The sequence below is a fragment of the Pseudomonas sp. DR 5-09 genome, assembly GCF_001655595.1.
In the GTDB taxonomy this organism is placed as follows: Bacteria; Pseudomonadota; Gammaproteobacteria; order Pseudomonadales; family Pseudomonadaceae; genus Aquipseudomonas; species Aquipseudomonas pharyngis.
In genome coordinates this window covers 1,733,019-1,752,320 of sequence record NZ_CP011566.1, presented here as the reverse complement: position 1 = coordinate 1,752,320, position 19,302 = coordinate 1,733,019, and the positions used below count along the sequence as shown (strand labels likewise).

General features: G+C 60.3%; 20 protein-coding genes. 3 read left to right on the top strand and 17 right to left on the bottom strand.

Annotated elements, in window-relative coordinates; all coding sequences use genetic code 11:
* The first annotated feature begins 230 nt into the window (after positions 1-230).
* Together PDR5_RS07905 and PDR5_RS07900 are read left to right on the top strand one after the other, a co-directional pair.
* A complete protein-coding gene (locus PDR5_RS07905) occupies positions 231-2,534 on the top strand; it encodes a hypothetical protein (RefSeq protein WP_064594395.1) in 2,304 nt (767 codons plus the stop codon).
* Positions 2,535-3,129: 595 nt separating this feature from the next.
* Complete coding sequence (locus PDR5_RS07900) at positions 3,130-3,504, top strand: DUF6124 family protein (RefSeq protein WP_064594393.1); 375 nt, start codon at positions 3,130-3,132, stop codon at positions 3,502-3,504.
* Between the two features lie 189 nt (positions 3,505-3,693).
* Here the strand turns inward: PDR5_RS07900 and flhB are convergent, their stop codons facing one another.
* The 12 genes from flhB to PDR5_RS07840 form a co-directional block, all read right to left on the bottom strand.
* Positions 3,694-4,833, bottom strand: a complete 1,140-nt coding sequence (gene flhB, locus PDR5_RS07895; RefSeq protein WP_064594382.1) for a flagellar biosynthesis protein FlhB — start codon at positions 4,831-4,833, stop codon at positions 3,694-3,696.
* Between the two features lie 3 nt (positions 4,834-4,836).
* Positions 4,837-5,622 carry a flagellar biosynthetic protein FliR gene (fliR, locus tag PDR5_RS07890; RefSeq protein WP_039765607.1) on the bottom strand — a complete coding sequence of 262 codons (786 nt, stop codon included), beginning with the start codon at positions 5,620-5,622 and terminating at the stop codon, positions 4,837-4,839.
* 3 nt (positions 5,623-5,625) lie between these two features.
* Positions 5,626-5,895, bottom strand: coding sequence for a flagellar biosynthesis protein FliQ (gene fliQ / locus PDR5_RS07885; RefSeq protein WP_007951951.1), 270 nt, complete (start codon positions 5,893-5,895; stop codon positions 5,626-5,628).
* On the bottom strand, positions 5,892-6,650 hold the full coding sequence (gene fliP / locus PDR5_RS07880) for a flagellar type III secretion system pore protein FliP (protein WP_007951950.1): 759 nt from the start codon (positions 6,648-6,650) through the stop codon (positions 5,892-5,894). Before fliP ends, fliQ begins: the two co-directional genes overlap by 4 nt.
* Positions 6,650-7,108 carry a flagellar biosynthetic protein FliO gene (gene fliO / locus PDR5_RS07875; RefSeq protein ID WP_064594379.1) on the bottom strand — a complete coding sequence of 153 codons (459 nt, stop codon included), beginning with the start codon at positions 7,106-7,108 and terminating at the stop codon, positions 6,650-6,652. The genes fliP and fliO overlap by 1 nt, the downstream gene beginning before the upstream one ends.
* Positions 7,109-7,567, bottom strand: a complete 459-nt coding sequence (fliN, locus tag PDR5_RS07870) for a flagellar motor switch protein FliN (protein WP_007951948.1) — start codon at positions 7,565-7,567, stop codon at positions 7,109-7,111.
* A 58-nt stretch (positions 7,568-7,625) separates the two neighbouring features.
* Positions 7,626-8,594, bottom strand: a complete 969-nt coding sequence (gene fliM / locus PDR5_RS07865; protein ID WP_003222890.1) for a flagellar motor switch protein FliM — start codon at positions 8,592-8,594, stop codon at positions 7,626-7,628.
* A gap of 9 nt (positions 8,595-8,603) precedes the next feature.
* On the bottom strand, positions 8,604-9,107 hold the full coding sequence (fliL, locus tag PDR5_RS07860) for a flagellar basal body-associated protein FliL (RefSeq protein ID WP_064594377.1): 504 nt from the start codon (positions 9,105-9,107) through the stop codon (positions 8,604-8,606).
* A 297-nt stretch (positions 9,108-9,404) separates the two neighbouring features.
* Positions 9,405-10,766 (bottom strand): flagellar hook-length control protein FliK, encoded by a 1,362-nt coding sequence (locus PDR5_RS07855; RefSeq protein ID WP_064594372.1) that lies wholly within the window; start codon positions 10,764-10,766, stop codon positions 9,405-9,407.
* Between the two features lie 106 nt (positions 10,767-10,872).
* A complete protein-coding gene (locus PDR5_RS07850; protein ID WP_007951942.1) occupies positions 10,873-11,220 on the bottom strand; it encodes an Hpt domain-containing protein in 348 nt (115 codons plus the stop codon).
* A gap of 30 nt (positions 11,221-11,250) precedes the next feature.
* Positions 11,251-12,954 carry an ATP-binding SpoIIE family protein phosphatase gene (locus PDR5_RS07845; protein WP_064594369.1) on the bottom strand — a complete coding sequence of 568 codons (1,704 nt, stop codon included), beginning with the start codon at positions 12,952-12,954 and terminating at the stop codon, positions 11,251-11,253.
* Positions 12,955-12,959: 5 nt separating this feature from the next.
* Entirely contained in the window at positions 12,960-13,265 is a 306-nt protein-coding gene (locus PDR5_RS07840) for an STAS domain-containing protein (protein ID WP_039765597.1), read from the bottom strand.
* Positions 13,266-13,484: 219 nt separating this feature from the next.
* Between PDR5_RS07840 and PDR5_RS07835 the strand changes: the two genes are divergently transcribed.
* On the top strand, positions 13,485-13,838 hold the full coding sequence (locus tag PDR5_RS07835; RefSeq protein ID WP_064594366.1) for a hypothetical protein: 354 nt from the start codon (positions 13,485-13,487) through the stop codon (positions 13,836-13,838).
* 37 nt (positions 13,839-13,875) lie between these two features.
* On the opposite strand, the gene fliJ is transcribed toward PDR5_RS07835, so the two are convergent.
* The 5 genes from fliJ to fliF are packed head-to-tail and all read right to left on the bottom strand — an operon-like array spanning position 13,876 to position 19,296.
* Positions 13,876-14,325, bottom strand: coding sequence for a flagellar export protein FliJ (fliJ, locus tag PDR5_RS07830; RefSeq protein WP_039765596.1), 450 nt, complete (start codon positions 14,323-14,325; stop codon positions 13,876-13,878).
* A gap of 6 nt (positions 14,326-14,331) precedes the next feature.
* Entirely contained in the window at positions 14,332-15,690 is a 1,359-nt protein-coding gene (gene fliI, locus PDR5_RS07825) for a flagellar protein export ATPase FliI (RefSeq protein ID WP_011333051.1), read from the bottom strand.
* Positions 15,680-16,492: a flagellar assembly protein FliH gene (fliH, locus tag PDR5_RS07820; RefSeq protein ID WP_064594361.1), complete on the bottom strand. Its 813-nt coding sequence runs from the start codon at positions 16,490-16,492 to the stop codon at positions 15,680-15,682. The genes fliI and fliH overlap by 11 nt, the downstream gene beginning before the upstream one ends.
* Positions 16,493-16,496: 4 nt before the next feature.
* Positions 16,497-17,516 (bottom strand): flagellar motor switch protein FliG, encoded by a 1,020-nt coding sequence (fliG, locus tag PDR5_RS07815; protein WP_007958288.1) that lies wholly within the window; start codon positions 17,514-17,516, stop codon positions 16,497-16,499.
* A complete protein-coding gene (gene fliF, locus PDR5_RS07810; RefSeq protein ID WP_007958290.1) occupies positions 17,509-19,296 on the bottom strand; it encodes a flagellar basal-body MS-ring/collar protein FliF in 1,788 nt (595 codons plus the stop codon). The genes fliG and fliF overlap by 8 nt, the downstream gene beginning before the upstream one ends.
* Between the last annotated feature and the right edge of the window lie 6 nt (positions 19,297-19,302).

Genomic DNA, 19,302 nt, shown 5'->3' with positions numbered 1-19,302 from the left:
GTTGCCCTCCTGTGGGAGTGAGCTTGCTCAAGACGGCTGACTTACAGGCAACACATCTTTCCAGACAAAAAGAACCGCCGTTGCGAATCAACCGGGACGGCGGTTTTTTCATACAGTACACGACCACTCGTCGCAAAACCGCCGTCACCTGTCAGATCTGACAGGTGCGAAATTCATCGTTTAGCGCTCTGATAGCTCCTGCCCGTTCCCACCGCGCAGGAGCCTCATCCGTGACCACTTCAACCCCACCGGACGACACCGTTTTCGTTCTCTATCCGCCAATCGTCAATGGCCAGACCACGCCTGTGGAAGGTGCACATATCGGAGTGCCCTTGGTCGCCTATGATCTGGTCACCGATGGTGAAGGTGCAGTCGTTCTCGTCGATCCGCCGTCGACGGGCACCATGGATCCCGGAGACGTCATGGAGCTTTGGCTTGAGGGGGAACCGGCAACACTGGACAGCGAAACCATTGTCGATCCGAACGCACGCACCACGCTGCGTATTCCCAAGGGGCGACTACATCCGGACCGGGTCAACAAGCTGTACTACACGATCAGGCGCGGCAGCAGCAATTTAGGGACGTCCACGCCCCCGCTCGAAATGCTCTACAACCGGATTCGCCCCGGCCTGAAGGATCGCCTGACCGACCCCGGTGGCCACTCTGAACTCAAATTGCTACTGCCCGATGAGATCAAGAACGGCGTCGGCCCGGATTTCGTCAGCGCCGAGGTGTGCGTGGCCTATCCATATTGCCGGGCGTATGACCTCATCACCCTCAAGTGCAATGGCGAACTGCTGGAGCCCAAGCCCAGGGTCAATCCGAATCAGGCGCCGCAACCACCGAATCCCGGTGACGAAATCCCCATTACCATTTGCTTCACCATCACCCGCGCCTTTCTGGACGAGGCGAAACGGCTGGATAAAAAGCTGCATTTCTCCTACACCGTCACCGATCAGCTCGGCAACGGCCCGGACACCGATGCACCGTGGTCGTCGGTGCAGACGGTGGATGAGGACCTGGATGGTACGCGTCTGCCAATGGTGATCCTGCTGGAGCGGATGGAGGATTATCCCGGCGACGACGCCGAGGAAATCGATCTGGTGAAACTGGCGGGCAAGCCATTGCTGCTGGTGGTCCTGACGATCGACCAGCGCTTTGTCGCGGGCTATGAAGTCATCGCGACGTACACAGCGAAAAATACGGGGCAACCCGCTGATGTGGTGGTTACCGTCAGCGGCAAAGTAGAAGCGGATCCGTTCGGGCAGAAAAAACCCTGCATCCTTGAAGTGCCGAACAACAAGATCTTTGCCGGTAGCAACGTCATCGTGACTTACGAACTGCGCGAGCCGAACGGCGATCTGGTGGGCAATTCCAAACCGGCGACCGGCACCGTAACAGGATCGACTCCGGAGGATTTGCTACCGCCGTTTCTGGTGGCTCCGGCCGTCAACCCTATCGATGTGTTGGCCTATCCAAATGGAGTGACGGTACGCATCGAGCACCTACAGGCGCGGGACGGCGACCGGGCAAGGCTGGTGGAGGTCGATCCACCAGCAGGCTCGCCACCATTTCCGTTGGTGGAGTTCAACAACAAGCCGGTGGATACGGTGTTGAGCCCGGCGTTTCTGGCGGCGCGACATGGCAAGGTGATCGACTTGCGCTGGGATTTGAATCGCGATGGTGGAGAAGCGGGTGAATCAGATGCGACCAAGGTGACTTTGCTGAAGATCGCGAATGGAGATCCACGATTTCCGACACCGAATATCGCAAACAACACGACCCCTGAGCTCTTTATTAAAGACCTCACGGCAGACGCCCGGATTCTTGCGCAAAAATGGCTGTTGTTCGAACCAAGACAACCGATCTGGGTCTGGTATGAAGGTATTAACAAGAATGGCGATCCCGTCACCAAGCCCGTCAGATCTGGAGAACCTAATGATTCGGCGGATGGATTGTCGGTGGAGGCGCAAGGTGAATGGCTCAAAGAACTCAAGAATGAAAGTCCGCTAAAGACTAACTTTGCGGTCAACCTGGACAGTTCCACCGATAAAACTAAAGCAGTGACCTTTCCGCAACGTTCTTACATAATAAAAAACTTCATTTCAATATATGAAGACTTTAAAAACACCCCAAACCAGCAGTTCCATCTAAACACGCTCGTAACACTTGCGAGCGGCTTAACTATAAAGGTATTAAGAAACGGAATATATCCGACGGCAATAGAGTTTCATCAAAATATCGTGAGAGCCCTGCTTATACCAAGCCATTCGCTAATAGAATTTAGTTGGAAGGGCCTTGCCACAAGAATAAATCTAGAGATTATAGATAGCGCCAGACCGAACATAATCACTTTTTTTGACCTCAACGGTAACAACATAGCAACAAGATATCTTCCTTATCCCTCCAGCCACACCCCAAAAACTTTCGAATATATAGCACCTACAGGCCAACACGTATCTCACTTCAATATTGATGCAACGCCAGAAAGTGGGGATAACGGCTTTCTTATAACCTCTTTCAAAATAGACTAAAATAAAATAGGCAAAAAAGTAAAAAAGTGGACGTGTTTATTTAAGGGAAGAAAAAAGGGGACGTATTTATTTACCAATGACTGGAACAGAGGGACTTGAGCGTGGGTTTCCTGCTGGCCAGGATGGTGTCTTCGTGAGCAAGCTCGCTCCCATAGAGGAATGCATTCCAAATGTGGGAGCGACGGTGCGACGATTCGACTTGCTCGCGAAGAGTCCCGAGAAGTCAGCACAAGACGTCTTTCAAACTCCGGCGTTTAAAAGACACCTCCAGACACGCCTTCGAGGCTACGAATTCTTGCGCCATTGCCTACAGCTACGCCAGAATCCGCCGGCTTGTGCGCCTTGGGGTCGGGTTCTATTGTGGATCGGTCGCTGACGAATCAGCGATCGGGTTTAGCGACTCGAATCATAAATAGGTGCACGAGCGCTCCATGCCTTGTCGCAGATTCAATGTCTGCAACTCCGCTATGGTGGCTGTATGCGGGAGACCCTCGGGTCTGCCGGGTGCCTATAACCGGTTCGCTAACCTGCGTACAGCCGCCACCTTACTGTTTAGCGACAGTTCCGGGCGGCTCCACTTTATAGGAGCTTCACCATGATCAAACCCACACCCAACCCACCCGAAACCGATCCCGCCTCGCCCTACGAATCCCTCGATTCCAGAAAGCTTCACGAAGCCGCCGACCGCGCCCTCGATCACTATCTCTGCCCGCCCGGCTCCACGCCACCACCGCGCAAGGCCCGCAGAATGTACGCCGTCACCGCGGACTTCAAAAACGAAGAACTGCTGGCCGATGCCTGCGAAACCCTGGCTTCAGCCAGAACCATCGTCAATGACTTCACCCACCTCATGCCCGCCTCGCAGCGCAGGACGCTGGTGGGGATTGCGCAACTGATCATGCTCGGTGAGCTGGCAGTGAGTCGGGTGCTCGATAATCTGGAAATACCGCAGTCGCAGACTTCCGCGTAACGGCTTGAGAGATGTGCCGTGGCCGCTGACGCCTTCGCGAGCAGGCTCGCTCCCACATTTGGAATGCGTCTCCCCCTGTGGGAGCGAGCCTGCTCGCGAAGGCGGCCTCACAGGCAACACAGGTCATCGGGCATAAAAAAACCGCCACCGGATTCAACCGGATGGCGGTTTTTTTTTGCTTGATCACCATCAGGAATCGCGCCGCAGATCCGGCGGAATCGGCAAATCGTCCTTGAGCGGTTCCGGGAACTTGCCCTTGCCCGCGCGGTGCTGGCGGATCTGATAGACGTAGGCCAGGACCTGAGCGACCGCCAGGTACAGGCCACCGGGGATTTCTTCTTCCAGCTCCGTGGAGTAGTAGATCGAACGCGCCAGCGCTGGCGATTCGAGAAGCATGACGTTATTGGCCACGGCGATTTCACGGATCTTCAACGCCAGGAAATCGCTGCCCTTGGCCAGCAGCATCGGCGCCCCGCCCTTCTCGGCGTCGTACTTGAGCGCCACGGCGTAGTGGGTCGGGTTGGTGATGACCACGTCGGCATCCGGGATCGCCGCCATCATCCGGCGCTGCGACATCTCGCGCTGAACCTGGCGAATGCGCTGTTTGACCTCCGGCCGCCCTTCCTGGTCCTTGTGCTCGTCGCGCACTTCCTGCTTGGTCATCTTGAGCTTCTTGATGCTCTCCCAGATCTGCACGGGCACGTCGACGGCGGCGATGATGATCAATCCGCACGCCAGCCACAGCGAGCTCCAGCCCACCAGTTGCAAGCTGTGAATGATCGCCCGGTCCAGCGGCTCGTGAGCGATGCGCAGCAGGTCGTCGATGTCCGCATTGAGCACCACCAGCGCCACGCCCAAGGTGATGAGAAACTTGGCCAGCGCCTTGAGCAGCTCAACCACGGCCTTCATCGAGAACATCCGCTTGAGGCCCGCGGCCGGGTTCATCCGGCTGAACTTGGGGGCCAGCGAACCGGCGGCGAACAGCCAGCCGCCCAGCGCGATCGGCCCGAGGAAAGCGGCCAGCAACAGGGTGATCATGATCGGCTGAATCGCCAGCAATGCCTGCAATCCGGAACTCATCAGGAACGTCGCCATGGAGCGTTCGTCCATGATCACTTCCCGCGACAGCGTGAAATTCTGGCGCATCAGGTCCATCAAATCCTGCGCCAGCATCCCGCCAAAAATCAGCAGCGCGGCAGAGCCGGCGAGCATGATCGCCAGGGTGTTGAGCTCCTTGGAACGCGCAATCTCACCCTTTTCCCGGGAGTCCTTTTTGCGCTTCTCCGTGGGGTCTTCTGTTTTGTCCTGACCGCTTTCGCTCTCAGCCATGACTCAGCGCGCCTGTGCCAGTTCGCGTAAAAACTGCAGGGCCTCGGTGGCCAGCGGTTGATACTGATTAAGAATGTCCGCCAGCCCGACCCAGACGATGAACAGGCCGAGTACGAGGGTCAGCGGAAAGCCGATAGAAAAAATGTTGAGCTGCGGTGCGGCGCGGGTCATCACGCCAAAGGCGATGTTGACCACCAGCAGCGCGGTGACCGCCGGCAGCACCAGCAACAACGCGGCGCCCAGCACCCAGCCGAGTTTGCCGGCCAGCTCCCAGTAATGGGTGGTCATCAGCCCGCCGCCGACCGGCAGCGTGGTGAAGCTTTCGGTGAGCACTTCGAACACCACCAGGTGCCCGTTCATCGACAGGAACAGCAACGTCACCAGCATCGTGAAGAACTGCCCGATCACCGCCACCGACACGCCGTTGGTAGGGTCAATCATCGACGCGAAGCCCATGCCCATCTGGATCGCGACGATCTGCCCCGCCACCACGAAGGCCTGAAAGAACAATTGCAGAGAGAAACCCAGCACTGCACCGACCAGAATCTGCTCGGCAATCAGCAGCAGACCGCTGAGGTCCAGAGGGCTGACCGCCGGCATCGGCGGCAGGTTGGGCGTGATCACCACGGTGATCGCAAAAGCGAAGTACAGACGGATCCGCCGGGGCACCAGCGTGGTTCCGAAGACCGGCATCACCATCAACATCGAGGCGACGCGAAACAGCGGCAGCATGAACGTCGCCACCCAGGTACTGATCTGGGTATCGGTCAGCTGAAGCAGCGATTGCATGGCTTAGCCGATGACCATCGGAATGTTTTTGTACAACTGGGTGATGTATTCCATGAACGTCTGCACCAGCCACGGGCCGGCGACGATCAGCGTTACCAGCATCACCAGCAGACGCGGCAGGAAGCTCAGGGTCTGTTCGTTGATCTGGGTGGCGGCCTGGAACATCGACACCAGCAGGCCCACCAACAGACTCGGCACCACCAGGATCGCCACCATCATGGTGGTCAGCCACAGGGCCTCGCGAAAGATGTCGACCGCTACTTCTGGCGTCATGGCGATACACCTCCGAAACTGCTGGCCAGGGTGCCGATGATCAGCGCCCAGCCATCCACCAGCACGAACAGCATGATTTTGAACGGCAGGGAAATGATCAGCGGCGACAGCATCATCATACCCATCGCCATCAGCACGCTCGCGACCACCAGGTCAATGATCAGGAACGGGATAAAGATCATGAAGCCGATCTGGAACGCGGTCTTCAGTTCAGACGTCACGAAGGCCGGCACCAGAATCGTCAGCGGCGCCTGATCCGGCGTCGCGATGTCGGTGCGCTTGGACAGGCGCATGAACAGCTCCAGGTCGCTGGAGCGGGTCTGGGCGAGCATGAAGTCCTTGATCGGCACCTGAGCCTTTTCCACTGCCTGCTGGGCCGTCAGTTTTTCCGCGAGGTACGGCTGCAAGGCATCGTTGTTCACGCGATCGAACACGGGCGCCATGATGAACAACGTCAGGAACAGCGCCATGCCGGTGAGGATCTGGTTCGACGGCGTCTGCTGCAGGCCCAGGGCCTGACGCAGGATCGAGAAGACGATGATGATCCGGGTGAAACTGGTCATCAGGATGACGGCGGCCGGAATGAAGCTCAGCGCCGTCATGATCAGCAGGATCTGCAGGCTGACCGAGTACTCCTGCGCGCCCTCGGCGTTGGTGCCCAGGGTGATCGCCGGGATCGACAACGGATCGGCGGCGAATGCCAGCGGCGCGGCCAACATCAAGGCCAGGGTCAAGACGATGCGCAACGCACCCATTACTTCTTATCCTTCTGATCCTTGCCGAGGATCTTCAACAGATGCTGGGCAAATTCCGGAGTCGCTTTGTCGGCGGTGCTCGGCACCTCGACCGGCTCTTTGAGCACGTGCAACGCAGTGATGGTTCCGGTGCTGAGACCCAGCAGAATCTGCTCGTTACCGACCTGCACCAGCATCAGACGGTCACGCGGCCCGAGCGCGCGGGAACCGATCAACTCGATCACCTGGCCCTTGCCGGCGGGACCTGCCTGCTGCACCCGGCGCAACAGCCAGGCGAGGAAGAAGATCAACCCCAGCACCAGCAACAGCCCCAGCACCAGCTGCGTCAGCTGCCCCGCCACGCCGCTGTTAACGGCCGGTGCAGCAGCGGCCGCAGTTGCCGCCACCGGCTCGGCCGCCAGCACGCTGAACGGCAACGCCAGCGCCAGACCGAACAAGGCCCCCAGAAGCTTTTTCACTCAGCGCAGCTTCTTGATGCGTTCGCTCGGGCTGATCACGTCAGTCAGACGGATGCCGAACTTTTCGTTGACCACAACCACTTCACCGTGAGCGATCAGGGTGCCGTTGACCAGCACGTCCAGCGGCTCGCCGGCCAGACGATCGAGCTCGATCACCGAACCCTGATTGAGTTGCAGCAGGTTACGGATGTTGATGTCAGTGCTGCCCACTTCCATCGAGATCGACACCGGAATGTCGAGGATCACGTCCAAGTTCGGACCGTCGAGGGTCACTGGATCGTTGTTCTTCGGCACGCTGCCGAACTCTTCCATCGGCAGACGGTTGGAGCTCGAAGCGCCTGCATCGGCGGCCAGCAGCGCGTCGATGTCGGCCTGCCCGGCTTCACCGGTTTCTTCCAGGGCGGCAGCCCATTCATCGGCCAGTGCCTGATCGTCCTGGGTGTTCATATCGTCGTTCATCATTTGTCCTCGGCGGGCAAAAAAACCGGTAAAAGAATCAGGGAGTGAGGGCGCCGCTTCAGCGGCGCTCGATCGGCTCGATCACCTGCAACGCAAGGTTGCCTTTGTGCGAGCCCATCTTGACCTTGAAGGCCGGCACACCGTTGGCGCGCATGATCATGTCTTCCGGCATCTCGACCGGAATCACGTCACCCGGCTGCATGTGCAGGATGTCGCGCAGCTTCAACTGGCGGCGAGCCACGGTGGCACCGATCGGCACATCGACGTCGAGCACATCCTGGCGCAGGGCATTGACCCAGCGTTCGTCCTGGTCGTCGAGGTCCGACTGGAAACCGGCGTCGAGCATTTCGCGCACCGGCTCGATCATCGAGTACGGCATGGTCACGTGCAGATCGCCGCCACCGCCGTCGAGTTCGATGTGGAACGTGGAAACCACGATCGCTTCGCTCGGGCCGACGATGTTGGCCATGGCCGGGTTCACTTCCGAGTTGATGTACTCGAAGTTGACTTCCATGATCGCCTGCCAGGCTTCCTTCAAGTCGACGAACGCCTGCTCCAGCACCATGCGCACCACGCGCAGTTCGGTCGGGGTGAATTCGCGCCCTTCGATCTTGGCGTGACGGCCGTCGCCGCCGAAGAAGTTGTCCACCAGTTTGAACACCAGTTTGGCGTCGAGGATGAACAGCGCGGTGCCGCGCAGGGGTTTGATCTTGACCAGGTTGAGGCTGGTCGGCACGTACAGCGAGTGCACGTATTCGCCGAACTTCATCACCTGTACGCCACCGACGGCAACGTCCGCCGAGCGGCGCAGCATGTTGAACATGCTGATGCGGGTGTAGCGGGCAAAACGCTCGTTGATCATTTCCAGAGTCGGCATGCGTCCACGGACGATGCGATCCTGGCTGGTCAGGTCGTAGCTTTTGACACTGCCGGGTTCGGCAGCGTTATCGGTCTGTACCAGACCATCGTCGACGCCATGCAACAGCGCGTCGATTTCATCCTGGGACAGCAGATCCTGCACGGCCATGTCGTGTTCCTACTGCAGTACGAAATTAGTGAAAAGCAACTGTTCGATCACCACTTTGCCCAGCTCTTTCTGCGCCACTTCCTGGACGCTGGCTGTGGCCTTCTGGCGCAACATCTCCTGACCGACCGGGGTCGCCAGCGTGGCGAAATCCTGACCGGAGAAGAGCATCACCAGGTTGTTGCGGATCACCGGCATGTGCACTTTGAGCGCTTCCAGATCCGCCTGATTGCGCGCCAGCATGGTGATGCTCACCTGCATGTAGCGCTGACGGCCGTTCTGGTTGTAGTTGGCCACGAAGGCCGGCGCCATCGGCTCGAAAATCGCCGGTTGCTTGCCGACCGGGGCCGCTTCGGCGGCCGCCGCAGGCTTGCTCTGGGCACTGTGCATGAAGAACCACGTCGCCCCCACGGACGTACCGATGGCCAGCAGCAGACCCAGCACGATCATGATGATCAGCTTGAGTTTGCCTTTGGTTGCGGGGTCTTTTACTGCTGCAGCTTCGCTCTTCGCCATGCCAATAATCCGTCACTAATCGGGTTTTCACAGTCGCACGGCAAGGCAAGAGCAAGTGTTATGCCAGAAGTGTAGGTAGTAGCGGAGACAACGCTGAAGTCAAAAGCAACCCTCACCCCAGCCCTCTCCCGGAGGGAGAGGGAGCCGATCGAGTTGTCTTGTCGTGATATATCGACCTGAGGCACCGAGTCGACTTGGATTCAGCCCAAACAATCAGGTTAGCGAGCATCTCAAGCATCCCCCAATCAGTTCCCTCTCCCTCCGGGAGAGGGCTAGGGTGAGGGGCTTTTGATTTGATCAGGCGTAGTAGTCGACGGCGCTGGAGCCGATCACGTGAGTGGCGGTGGCCGCCGCTTCAGCCACGGCAGTCGGCGTCAACTCTTCTTCAGCCGAGTCCAGGCGACCGCCGGCAGCGCTGGTGCGACCACTCTGCCCCTGCTGCGCCTGTTCCTGGCCTTGACCCTGCCAGCCACGGTTCTGGTCGGAAACGTTGACGTCGACCTGCCCCATGCCTTGCTGGTTGAACATGTCGCGCAGGCGGTGCATCTGACCGTCGAGGGCTTCACGCACGCTCGGATGCGCGCTCATGAAGGTCACCTGGGTCTGCTGGTCCGGCACCATGTTCACCCGGATATCCAGACGCCCAAGCTCGGCTGGCTGCAACTGGATGTCGGCGGCCTTCAGGTTGTTGCTCGACAGGTACATGACCCGGTTGACCACTTCTTCGGTCCAGCCGTTCTGGTGCATGGCGATCGGCTGGTTCACCGGCACCGCATTGGCGGTTTTCGGTGTGGCAGCCTGGGTCAGCGCCGCCAGACGGTTGGCGAAATCATCCACCCGGGTGTCGCTGGTAGCGGTCTTCAGGTCTTTCAGGCCGTCATCGATCAGACCGCTGAACGCTTTTTCACCGCCCTGACTGGTGCTGTCCTTGTCCGCCTGCACATCCAGCATGCTGGCCATGCCGGCAGCGAAATTCTGCGCCGAGGTCAACTCACCGTCGGCCTGCGCCTGGGCCGGGGTGGCCTTGGGCTGGGACTGGCTGGAAGCGGAAATGTGACCGCTCTGCTCCATGGCCAGGCGCACGGCGGGAAGCGAATCCAGCGGATCCGCCTCGGGGTCGAAGGCCGGGTCAGTGGCCGGCGCCGGATCCTTGACCATTCCTGGCAATGCCGCCACGGCAGGTTTGTCGGTTTCCGGTTGCGCAGTTGTCTCGACGACCGGCGTGGCCACCACCGGTGCCGTGACGACGGGCTCCACCGCCGCCACCAGTGCCGGGTCCACCGGCGCCGTTTCGGCAACGGGGGCCGGCGCTGTTTCAGCCGTTTCGTCATCGGCCGTGGTCTTGTCGTCCGGTGTCGCCGTCGCCGGTTTGTCGGCGGGCAAGGCTTTGCCGCTATCGGCAACCGCCGGCGTCGGGGCGGCAGACTGATCCTTGCCGAGGTCTTTCTTGCCGCTGTTGTCGGCAACCTTTTCACGGGCAGGCTTGACCGAATTGTCGACGGTCACCGAGGGCTTGTTCGGGCCTTGATCGGCGAACACCTGAGCGAAGCTGGAGGCCTTGTCCCCGGGCTCTGCGGCCACTGCCGATGATTTGGCCGAGGCAGCTTGCGCCTTGGCCTGGGCGGCGGTCTGAAGAAGAATGTTGGGGCTTGCAGGCATGGCACGGTCTCCGCTGCACTGGGATCGTAGGTACAGTTGGGATAGATGACTGCAAGTGCCGGGCCAGTTTTCGTCAGAAATCCGACAAAACCGCCCGGCGGCAGGATCAGTGCGTCAGCGAGCGCTGTCGCTCGGCGACATATACGGGCCGCACATCGGCGAATTCGCTATGAATATCGGCGACCAGTTTGATGATTTCAGAAGGGCTTTTGTCTTTGGCATGCTGTTCCAGCTCCTGGCACAGCACGGCAAGACGGGTCGCGCCCATGTTGCTGCTGCTGCCCTTGAAGCTGTGCGCAACGGAAGACAATGCGTCGGCATCGGCAGTCTGCTGCAACTCCCGCAGGCGATTTTCGGAATCGGCAAGAAAGGTATCCAGCAGTTCCGGATAGCTGTCTTCCATCACTTCCCGCAGCGCGCTCAGCGCCTCGTGGTCCACATGTGTATCAGCCACTTGTTCACTCCCTGATCAAGAATGCGCGGATTATGCCAGAGCCTCCCAGAAAAACTCCACGCGGGCACTGCGACCATCGTCTGACCAGCTGGCATTTCGGGCCAATTGCCGGACCAGACTGACACCGCGCCCTGACAGACGGACTTCGTCCAGCGGCCGCTCCATCACGCGCGAGACATCGAATCCCTGGCCGCTGTCTTCGACCCGCACCACCAGACAACCACCCTCGCCTTCCGGCCGCACCTGCAAATGCACGCGCACGTAACCGTCCTGCAGGGCCTCGAGGCGCGCATTGCGCTGCTCGTAATAATGGGCGAAACCCGAGGCATCGCGCTTGAGGCTCGAGTCCAGGCCCAGTACACCATGCTCCAGCGCATTGGAATAAAGCTCGGCCAGCACGCTGTACAACGCGCCACTCTGCGCCCGCAATCCATGCACTTCCAGCAGCAACTGCAACAGGTAAGGCAACGGATTGAAGCGCTTGAGCGTGGCACCGCGAAATTCGAAGCTCACTGACCAGTCCAGCGGACAGGACTGGCCGCTGTCGGAATACACCGGCGCCGATGGATTGATCTGCTCGGCCTCCAGCAGGCTGACCTCGACCATGCTCACATCGTCCCGGGCCTCACCGCGAAAGTCCTGCAGCGCCTGCTCGATGTCCTCGAACAACCGATCCGGCTGGCGATTGGCGGCGAACACCTTGTGCAAGCGCTCGACACCGAACAACTGATCGTTGGCATCGCAGGTGTCGATGACCCCGTCCGAGAGCAGGAACACCCGATCGCCCACCGCCATCGGGTGAACCTCGGTGCGGTCATCGAAGGTCTGCGGGCTGAGCACCCCCAGCGGCAAGTGACGCGCTGCCAGCGGCGTGCGCTCGCCCGTGGCGAGGCAATGCAGATAGCCGTCGGGCATGCCGCCGTTCCAGACCTCCACCGAGCGCCGCTGAAAACTCAGGCACAACAGCGTCGCGCAGCAGAACATGTCCACCGGCAGGATGCGCTTGAGCTTGGCGTTCATTTCCCGCAGGGTCTCGGCCAGACCGTAACCCTTGGCCGTCATGCCATAGAACACCTCGGCAAGCGGCATGGCGCCGACCGCCGCCGGCAAACCGTGACCGGTGAAGTCACCGAGCAACACATGCATGTCGCCGGCCGGGGTGTACGCGGCCAACAGCAGATCGCCGTTGAACAGCGCATAGGGTGATTGCAGGTAACGGATGTTCGGTGCGCTCAGGCAACCGGAATGCGCGACCTTGTCGAACACGGCCTTGGCGACCCGTTGCTCGTTGAGCAGATAGTCGTGGTGTTTGGCGATCAGGTCGCGCTGTTGAAGAACCGTGGCCTGCAAACGTCGCAAGCGATCCATCGCCTTGATTTTGGCGGCGAGGATCACCTGGTTGTACGGCTTCGCCAGAAAGTCGTCACCGCCGGCTTCAAGACAACGGGCCAGCGCTTCGCTTTCCGTCAGCGAGGTGAGGAAGATGATCGGCACCAGGCTTTCACCCGCCAGCTTCTTGATCTGCCGTGCAGCTTCGAACCCGTCCATCACCGGCATCATGGCGTCCATCAATACCAGATGCGGCTTTTGCCGGATAAATGCCTCCACCGCCTCCTCACCATGGGTGGCCGTCAGCACCTCGTGCCCCTGGCGACGGACGATGGTCGACAACAACAGCCGGTCGGCGGCGCTGTCTTCGGCGATCAGGATCGTCAGCGGCTCTAGCGGCTGCATGGCCGTCAACTGATGTCGAACAATTTGTCGAAGTTGGAGATGGCGAGGATCTTGCGCACATCCGAATTGCTGTTGACCACCCGCACATCCGAGTCGTCACCGCCGGCGTGATCACGCAACAGAAGCAACATGCCCAGGGCCGAACTGTCGAGATAGGTGGCATCCTTGAGATCCACCACGATGGAGTCAGGCTTTTTAGTGAGCCGCTCGTAGGACTCGCGAAATTCCTGATGGCGACCGAAGTCGAATCGGCCCTTGACGGAAATCGTCAACTTTTGCCCATCCGCAGACACTTCTGTAACGACTGACATGTACTGGCTTCCTTGTCATTGACGAACCTGTACAAGGTTTAGCACTGGACGGGGAGAGCATCAACCCGAACACGGCAACAAAAGAAAATGATTCATGATTCCCTCCCCCGCACTCCACTCGTCGCTACTGTCAGATCTGACAGTAGCGACGACGCCCTCCTATAGCCCTAAATGAATTGGCAGCAAAAACGCTGCACAGACACCGGAGAACCTTGAATCATGAACTCACCCACCACAGCATTCGATAAACCGTACCTGGAAAACACCCACTCACCAACCAACATCAGCAAAGATGAATTTGAAGGAGGTAACACTGCCCTTATGGCGCAATACCCTGCACAACTGAATGACAAGGTCACTTTTGTCCTGCATATCAAGGGGGGGAATCATTATGAAAAGCTCGCCACAGTCGCTCCCGGTGGAGCTGAAAAGGGTAAAGTCGGCACGAAAATCAACAGTGTCGATGATTGGGAGCTTGTGGGCCAAGAAGTAACCGCGTATTTCAATGTCCAGCGTAATTCCATGCCCGTGGGGCAATCATCAGCGTTCGAGTTCACCGTTTCAGATACTTGATTCATGGTCTGCTACCTAGTGACATTGCTGCGGCTCGTCAAAACACCTCGTGCCGCGGCAAACGCTGGGACAACTCGTCCAGCAGCTTCTGTTCGCGCTTGTCTTCGGCGCGCTGGGCTTCGTCGCGGTAGCGTTGTACAAGTTTGCGCAGGCCTTCGACCCGAGCGAATGCCTGTTGCCAGGCGTCACGGGCCTTGTCCAGGTTGTTCTGGTGCCATTGCAGGCTCTGGCGCTGCTGATCGACAGCGGTGTCGAGTTGCGCCAGGAAGCCCTGAAAACCCAGCAGCCATTGACCGGTCACGCCGGTGCTGCCGCGCACGATCCACTGCTGCGAGTAATCCAGACGGAAGGCGTTGAGGTCGGCGAGTTTGCTCTCGGCCACTTTCACCTGCCCCTGAAAGTAGCCCAGGCGTTGCACGGCGGTTTTCTCGGCCTTCTCGGCCATGTCCACCACCGGCGCCAGACGCGCGGCTCGACTCAGGGCCATGACCGGTTACCCGCCGGCCGCCGGGGCGAAAATCGTTTCGAGGTACGCCTCGCTTTCACCCAGGCTGATTTTGTCGTTGAGCCCCTGACGCAAGTATCTGACCAGTTGCGGTTGCAGATTGATGGCAAGGTCCGTCTCGCGGTCACCGCCAGCGACATAGGCGCCGACGCTGATCAGGTCGCGGCTCTGTTGATAGCGCGACCACAGCTGTTTGAAGTATTGCGCGCGCTGCATGTGTTCCGGCGCCACGACTGCAGGCATCACCCGGCTGATCGAGGCTTCGATATCGATGGCCGGGTAATGCCCTTCCTCGGCCAGCCGCCGCGACAGCACTATATGCCCGTCGAGTACACCCCGCGCGGAGTCGGCAATCGGGTCCTGCTGGTCATCGCCCTCGGACAGCACGGTATAGAACGCTGTGATCGAACCACCGCCCTTCTCCGCGTTACCGGCACGCTCCACCAGTTTCGGCAGTTTGGCGAATACCGACGGCGGATAACCCTTGGTCGCCGGCGGCTCACCGATGGCCAGGGCGATTTCCCGCTGGGCCTGTGCGAAACGGGTCAGGGAATCCATCAGCAACAGAACGTTCTTGCCCTTGTCGCGGAAATATTCGGCGATCCGCGTGCAGTACATCGCCGCGCGCAAACGCATCAGCGGCGCATCGTCCGCCGGCGACGCCACCACTACGGAGCGCTTGAGGCCTTCTTCACCGAGGATGTGCTCGATGAACTCTTTAACTTCTCGACCCCGCTCACCGATCAGGCCGACGACGATAATGTCGGCCTCGGTGAAGCGGGTCATCATGCCCAGCAGCACGGATTTACCGACACCGGTACCGGCGAACAGACCCAGACGCTGACCGCGACCGACCGTCAACAAACCGTTGATGCTACGAATGCCGACATCCAGCGGCACGCTGATCGGGTCTCGGTTGAGCGGATTGATCGTCGGGCCGTCCATCGGCACCCAGTCTTCAGCTTTCATACCGCCCTTGCCGTCCAGCGCACGTCCGGCACCGTCCAGCACGCGACCGAGCATGCTCATGCCCATCGGCAAGCGACCGGTGTCGGCCAGCGGCACCACGCGGGCGCCCGGGGCAATGCCGGCCACACTGCCGACCGGCATCAGGAACACCTTGCTGCCGGAGAAGCCCATGACTTCGGCTTCCACCTGGGACGGGTGATAGGTGTCGTCGTTGATCACCATGCAGCGGGTGCCCATGGCGGCGCGCAGGCCTTCGGCTTCGAGCGTCAGGCCGACCATGCGCAGCAGGCGCCCTTCGAGAATCGGCGCACCGGCGATTTCGGTGGCCTCGGCGTAGGTGCTCAGGCGCTTGGCGAAACTGGTGCGTTCAAGGCGCATCGGGGGCGTCCGCGAGCGGCTCTTCTGCGACCGGTGCCGGTTTTGGCGCTTCCGGCAAGTCCAGACTCAGGTCCGGCGCGGCCGGGTGCAGGGCCTGTTCGTGCAGTTGGTCGAACAGCTTGGCCATGACCTGGCTGACGCGGGTTTCGATGCTGGCGTCGATCCGGCTGTGGTCGGTCTCGACCCGGCAACCGCCCGGCAGCAGGGTTTCGTCCTCGACGATGCGCCAGGTTTCCTCATGACGTTCGCGCAGGGCTTTGACCTGTTCGAAATCCTGCGGATTGACGTACAGCCGCACATTGCTCACGCCCAGCGGCAACAGCTTGAGTGCGTCGCGCATGACGTGTTCGATCTGCGTCGAGTCGATGGCCAGTTCGCGCTGAATCACCTGACGGGCGATGTGCTGCACGAGGTCGACCAGCGACTTTTCGATCTGGGTGTCTTGCTCGGCAATAGGCTCGAACAGGTGCGCCATCAGTTGCTCAAGGCTGTCGACCTTGGCCGTCAGGACCACTTCGGCTTCCTGGCGCACCTTGAGGGTGGCGCTGTGAAAGCCTTCCTTTTCACCGATGGCGAAGCCCTCGTTGTAGGCCTCTTGACGGATGCTTTCGAGCTCTTCGAGGGTCAGTGGCTGGACTTCCTCCAGCGGCACTTCTTCCATTTCCGGCGGTTCAGGTTCAGGTTCCGGTTCCGGCTCGGGCTCAGGCGCCGGCGGATCGAAGCTGGGCAAGGCCCAGGTATCGAAGCCGCGGACGTCCCGGGCACGGATCAGGTCCGTCACATCGTCGTCATGCTTGTCCATGGGCTTAAATCATTTCCTCGCCGCCCTTGCCACCGAGCACAATTTCTCCGGCTTCGGCCATACGGCGGGCGATGGTGAGGATTTCCTTCTGCGCGGTCTCCACGTCGCTGACGCGCACCGGGCCCTTGGCCTCGAGGTCGTCGCGCAGCAGTTCGGCGGCACGCTTGGACATGTTCTTGAAGATCTTCTCCTTGACGCCTTCGTCCGACCCCTTGAGGGCCAGCACCAGCACATCGGAAGAGACTTCGCGCAACAGCGCCTGGATCCCGCGGTCGTCGACATCGGCCAGGTTGTTGAACACGAACATGAGGTCTTCGATCTGACCGGACAGGTCTTCGTCGACTTCGCGGATCGAGTCCATGAGCTGGCCTTCGATCGAGCTGTCGAGGAAGTTCATGATGTCCGCCGCCCGCTTGATACCACCCAGGGTGGTGCGCGAGGCGTTCGAGTTGCCGGAGAACTGCTTCTCGAGGATCTGGTTCAATTCTTTCAGCGCGGCCGGCTGCACAGTGTTCAACGACGAGACGCGCAGGATGATGTCCAGACGCACCTTGTGGTCGAAGTTGCCCAGCACTTCACCGGCCTGATCCGGATCGAGGTACGCGACCACGATCGCCTGAATCTGCGGGTGTTCGTAACGGATCACGTCGGCAACGGCGCGCGGCTCCATCCATTTCAGGCTGTCGAGGCCACTGGTGTTGCCGCCCAGCAGAATGCGGTCGATCAGGCCGTTGGCCTTGTCTTCACCCAGGGCCTGGGTGAGCATTTTGCGCACGTAGTCGTCGGAGCCGACGCCCAGGCTGGTCTGATCGCCGACGATGTCGACGAACTCGCTCATGACCTGCTCGACCTGCTCACGGTGGACGTTGCCCATCTGTGCCATGGCCACGCCGACTCGCTGGACCTCTTTGGGGCCCATGTGGCGCAGCACTTGTGCGGCATCGGTCGAACCCAGGGACAGCAGCAGAATCGCGGCTTTATCGACCCGGGACAGTTTGGCGACGGCGGCTCGGTTATCACTCATCTGCGTTAATCCACTCTTTCACGACCTGGGCCACACGACCCGGGTCTTCTGCCACCAGACTCTTGATTGCGTTCAACTGAGCGTCATAACCCTCGCTCGGGCTCGGCAGCAGGATGCTGGTCGGGCCGCCGAGGCTAACGCGATCATTGGACAGTTCACCGTCCAGACCGCCCATGCCACCGAGTTCCATGTCGCCGCCCAGACCGGCCAGCTCCTTGCTTTTGCCGCCACCGGTGATGTTGTTGAGCACCGGACGCAGCACGCCGAACACCAGCACCAGGATGAACAGCACACCCAGCACTTGTTTGACGATGTCCCAGAACCATGGCTGGGAGTAGAACGGAATGTCGGCGATCACTTCGCCGCGCTCGGCGGAGAACGGCATGTTGATCACGCTGACGCTGTCGCCACGGCTGGCGTCGAAGCCGACGGCGTCCTGTACCAGACGGGTGAAGCGCGCCAATTCGTCGGCGCTCCACGGCGCACGGGTGGTTTCACCGTTGGCCGGGTTGATCTTGACCTGATCGTCCACCACCACCGACACCGACAGGCGATTCAGGCGACCCTGCTGCTGTTTGGTGTGGCTGATGGAGCGGTCGAGCTCGAAGTTCTTGGTGGATTGTTGACGCTTGTCCGCCGGATACGGCGCGAGCATCGGCTGGCCGGTGGCCGGGTCCATGATCTGCTGACCGTTGGCATCAACCAGTGGCTGGCCTGGCTGCACCATGCTCGCCGGGGCGGCTGCGCCACCGGTGGTCTGCGGCGCCGAAGCCGGCGAAGGTGGCTGGTTGCTCAAGGCACCCGGCACACCTTGTGGGCCATTGCTGGCGGTGCGTTGTTCGTTGACCGACTGTTCGCTGCGCAGGGCCGGTTGATCCGGGTTGAACTGCTCGGCAGTCGATTCGACGGCACTGAAATCAACGTCAGCCGAGACTTCAGCCTTGTAGCGATCGTTGCCCAGTACCGGTTGCAGAATGTTGTGCACGCGCTGGGTGAGCATGCTTTCCATGCGGCGGCTGTAGTCGAACTGCTTGCCGGCCATGGTCATTTCGGAGTTTTCCGCCTGATCCGACAGCAGGTTGCCCTTCTGGTCGACGACGGTGATCTGCGATTTGCTCAGCTCCGGAACGGAGGTCGCCACCAAGTTGATGATGGCAACGACCTGGCCTGGCTCCAGCGAACGACCGGAGTACAGCTCGACCAGTACCGAAGCGCTTGGCTTGCGCTCGTCACGCACGAACACCGAGCTTTTCGGGATCGCCAGGTGAACGCGCGCGCCCTTGACGTTGTTCAGGCTGGAAATGGTGCGGGCCAGTTCGCCTTCCAGGCCGCGACGATAACGGGTCGCTTCCATGAACTGGCTGGTGCCCAGACCCTGTTCCTTGTCGAGGATTTCAAAACCGATGTTGCCGTCGCTGGGAGTGACACCAGCGGCCGCGAGCTTGAGCCGCGCACGGGACAGGTCATCGGCCTTGACCAGCAAGGCGCCGGAATTCGGTTCGACGGTGTAGGGAATGTCGGCGGAGGCCAGGGTGTCCATGACCTGCTTGGCGTCCATGCCGGCAAGGCTGCCGTACAGAGGCCGGTAGTCCGGCTGCTGCGACCACAGCACCACGGCAAAGCCAATCGCCACGCTCGCGGCCAGGCCGACCAACAGGCCCACCTGACGCAGCACGGTCATCTCGGAGAGGTTTTCCAGGAAGGACAGGCCGAACAGCGGCGGTTTGCCGTCTATCGGGGTGGCCTTGGCCGGAACGTTATCGGCGACTGCTTCTGCCATGACTCA

Coding starts and splice junctions, on each gene's coding strand:
- PDR5_RS07900 (WP_064594393.1), top strand. CDS start 3,130: ATGATCAAACCCACACCCAACCCACCCGAAACCGATCCCGCCTCGCCC.
- flhB (WP_064594382.1), bottom strand. CDS start 4,833: ATGGCTGAGAGCGAAAGCGGTCAGGACAAAACAGAAGACCCCACGGAG.
- fliR (WP_039765607.1), bottom strand. CDS start 5,622: ATGCAATCGCTGCTTCAGCTGACCGATACCCAGATCAGTACCTGGGTG.
- fliQ (WP_007951951.1), bottom strand. CDS start 5,895: ATGACGCCAGAAGTAGCGGTCGACATCTTTCGCGAGGCCCTGTGGCTG.
- fliP (WP_007951950.1), bottom strand. CDS start 6,650: ATGGGTGCGTTGCGCATCGTCTTGACCCTGGCCTTGATGTTGGCCGCG.
- fliN (WP_007951948.1), bottom strand. CDS start 7,567: ATGAACGACGATATGAACACCCAGGACGATCAGGCACTGGCCGATGAA.
- fliM (WP_003222890.1), bottom strand. CDS start 8,594: ATGGCCGTGCAGGATCTGCTGTCCCAGGATGAAATCGACGCGCTGTTG.
- fliL (WP_064594377.1), bottom strand. CDS start 9,107: ATGGCGAAGAGCGAAGCTGCAGCAGTAAAAGACCCCGCAACCAAAGGC.
- PDR5_RS07855 (WP_064594372.1), bottom strand. CDS start 10,766: ATGCCTGCAAGCCCCAACATTCTTCTTCAGACCGCCGCCCAGGCCAAG.
- PDR5_RS07845 (WP_064594369.1), bottom strand. CDS start 12,954: ATGCAGCCGCTAGAGCCGCTGACGATCCTGATCGCCGAAGACAGCGCC.
- PDR5_RS07840 (WP_039765597.1), bottom strand. CDS start 13,265: ATGTCAGTCGTTACAGAAGTGTCTGCGGATGGGCAAAAGTTGACGATT.
- PDR5_RS07835 (WP_064594366.1), top strand. CDS start 13,485: ATGAACTCACCCACCACAGCATTCGATAAACCGTACCTGGAAAACACC.
- fliJ (WP_039765596.1), bottom strand. CDS start 14,325: ATGGCCCTGAGTCGAGCCGCGCGTCTGGCGCCGGTGGTGGACATGGCC.
- fliI (WP_011333051.1), bottom strand. CDS start 15,690: ATGCGCCTTGAACGCACCAGTTTCGCCAAGCGCCTGAGCACCTACGCC.
- fliH (WP_064594361.1), bottom strand. CDS start 16,492: ATGGACAAGCATGACGACGATGTGACGGACCTGATCCGTGCCCGGGAC.
- fliG (WP_007958288.1), bottom strand. CDS start 17,516: ATGAGTGATAACCGAGCCGCCGTCGCCAAACTGTCCCGGGTCGATAAA.
- fliF (WP_007958290.1), bottom strand. CDS start 19,296: ATGGCAGAAGCAGTCGCCGATAACGTTCCGGCCAAGGCCACCCCGATA.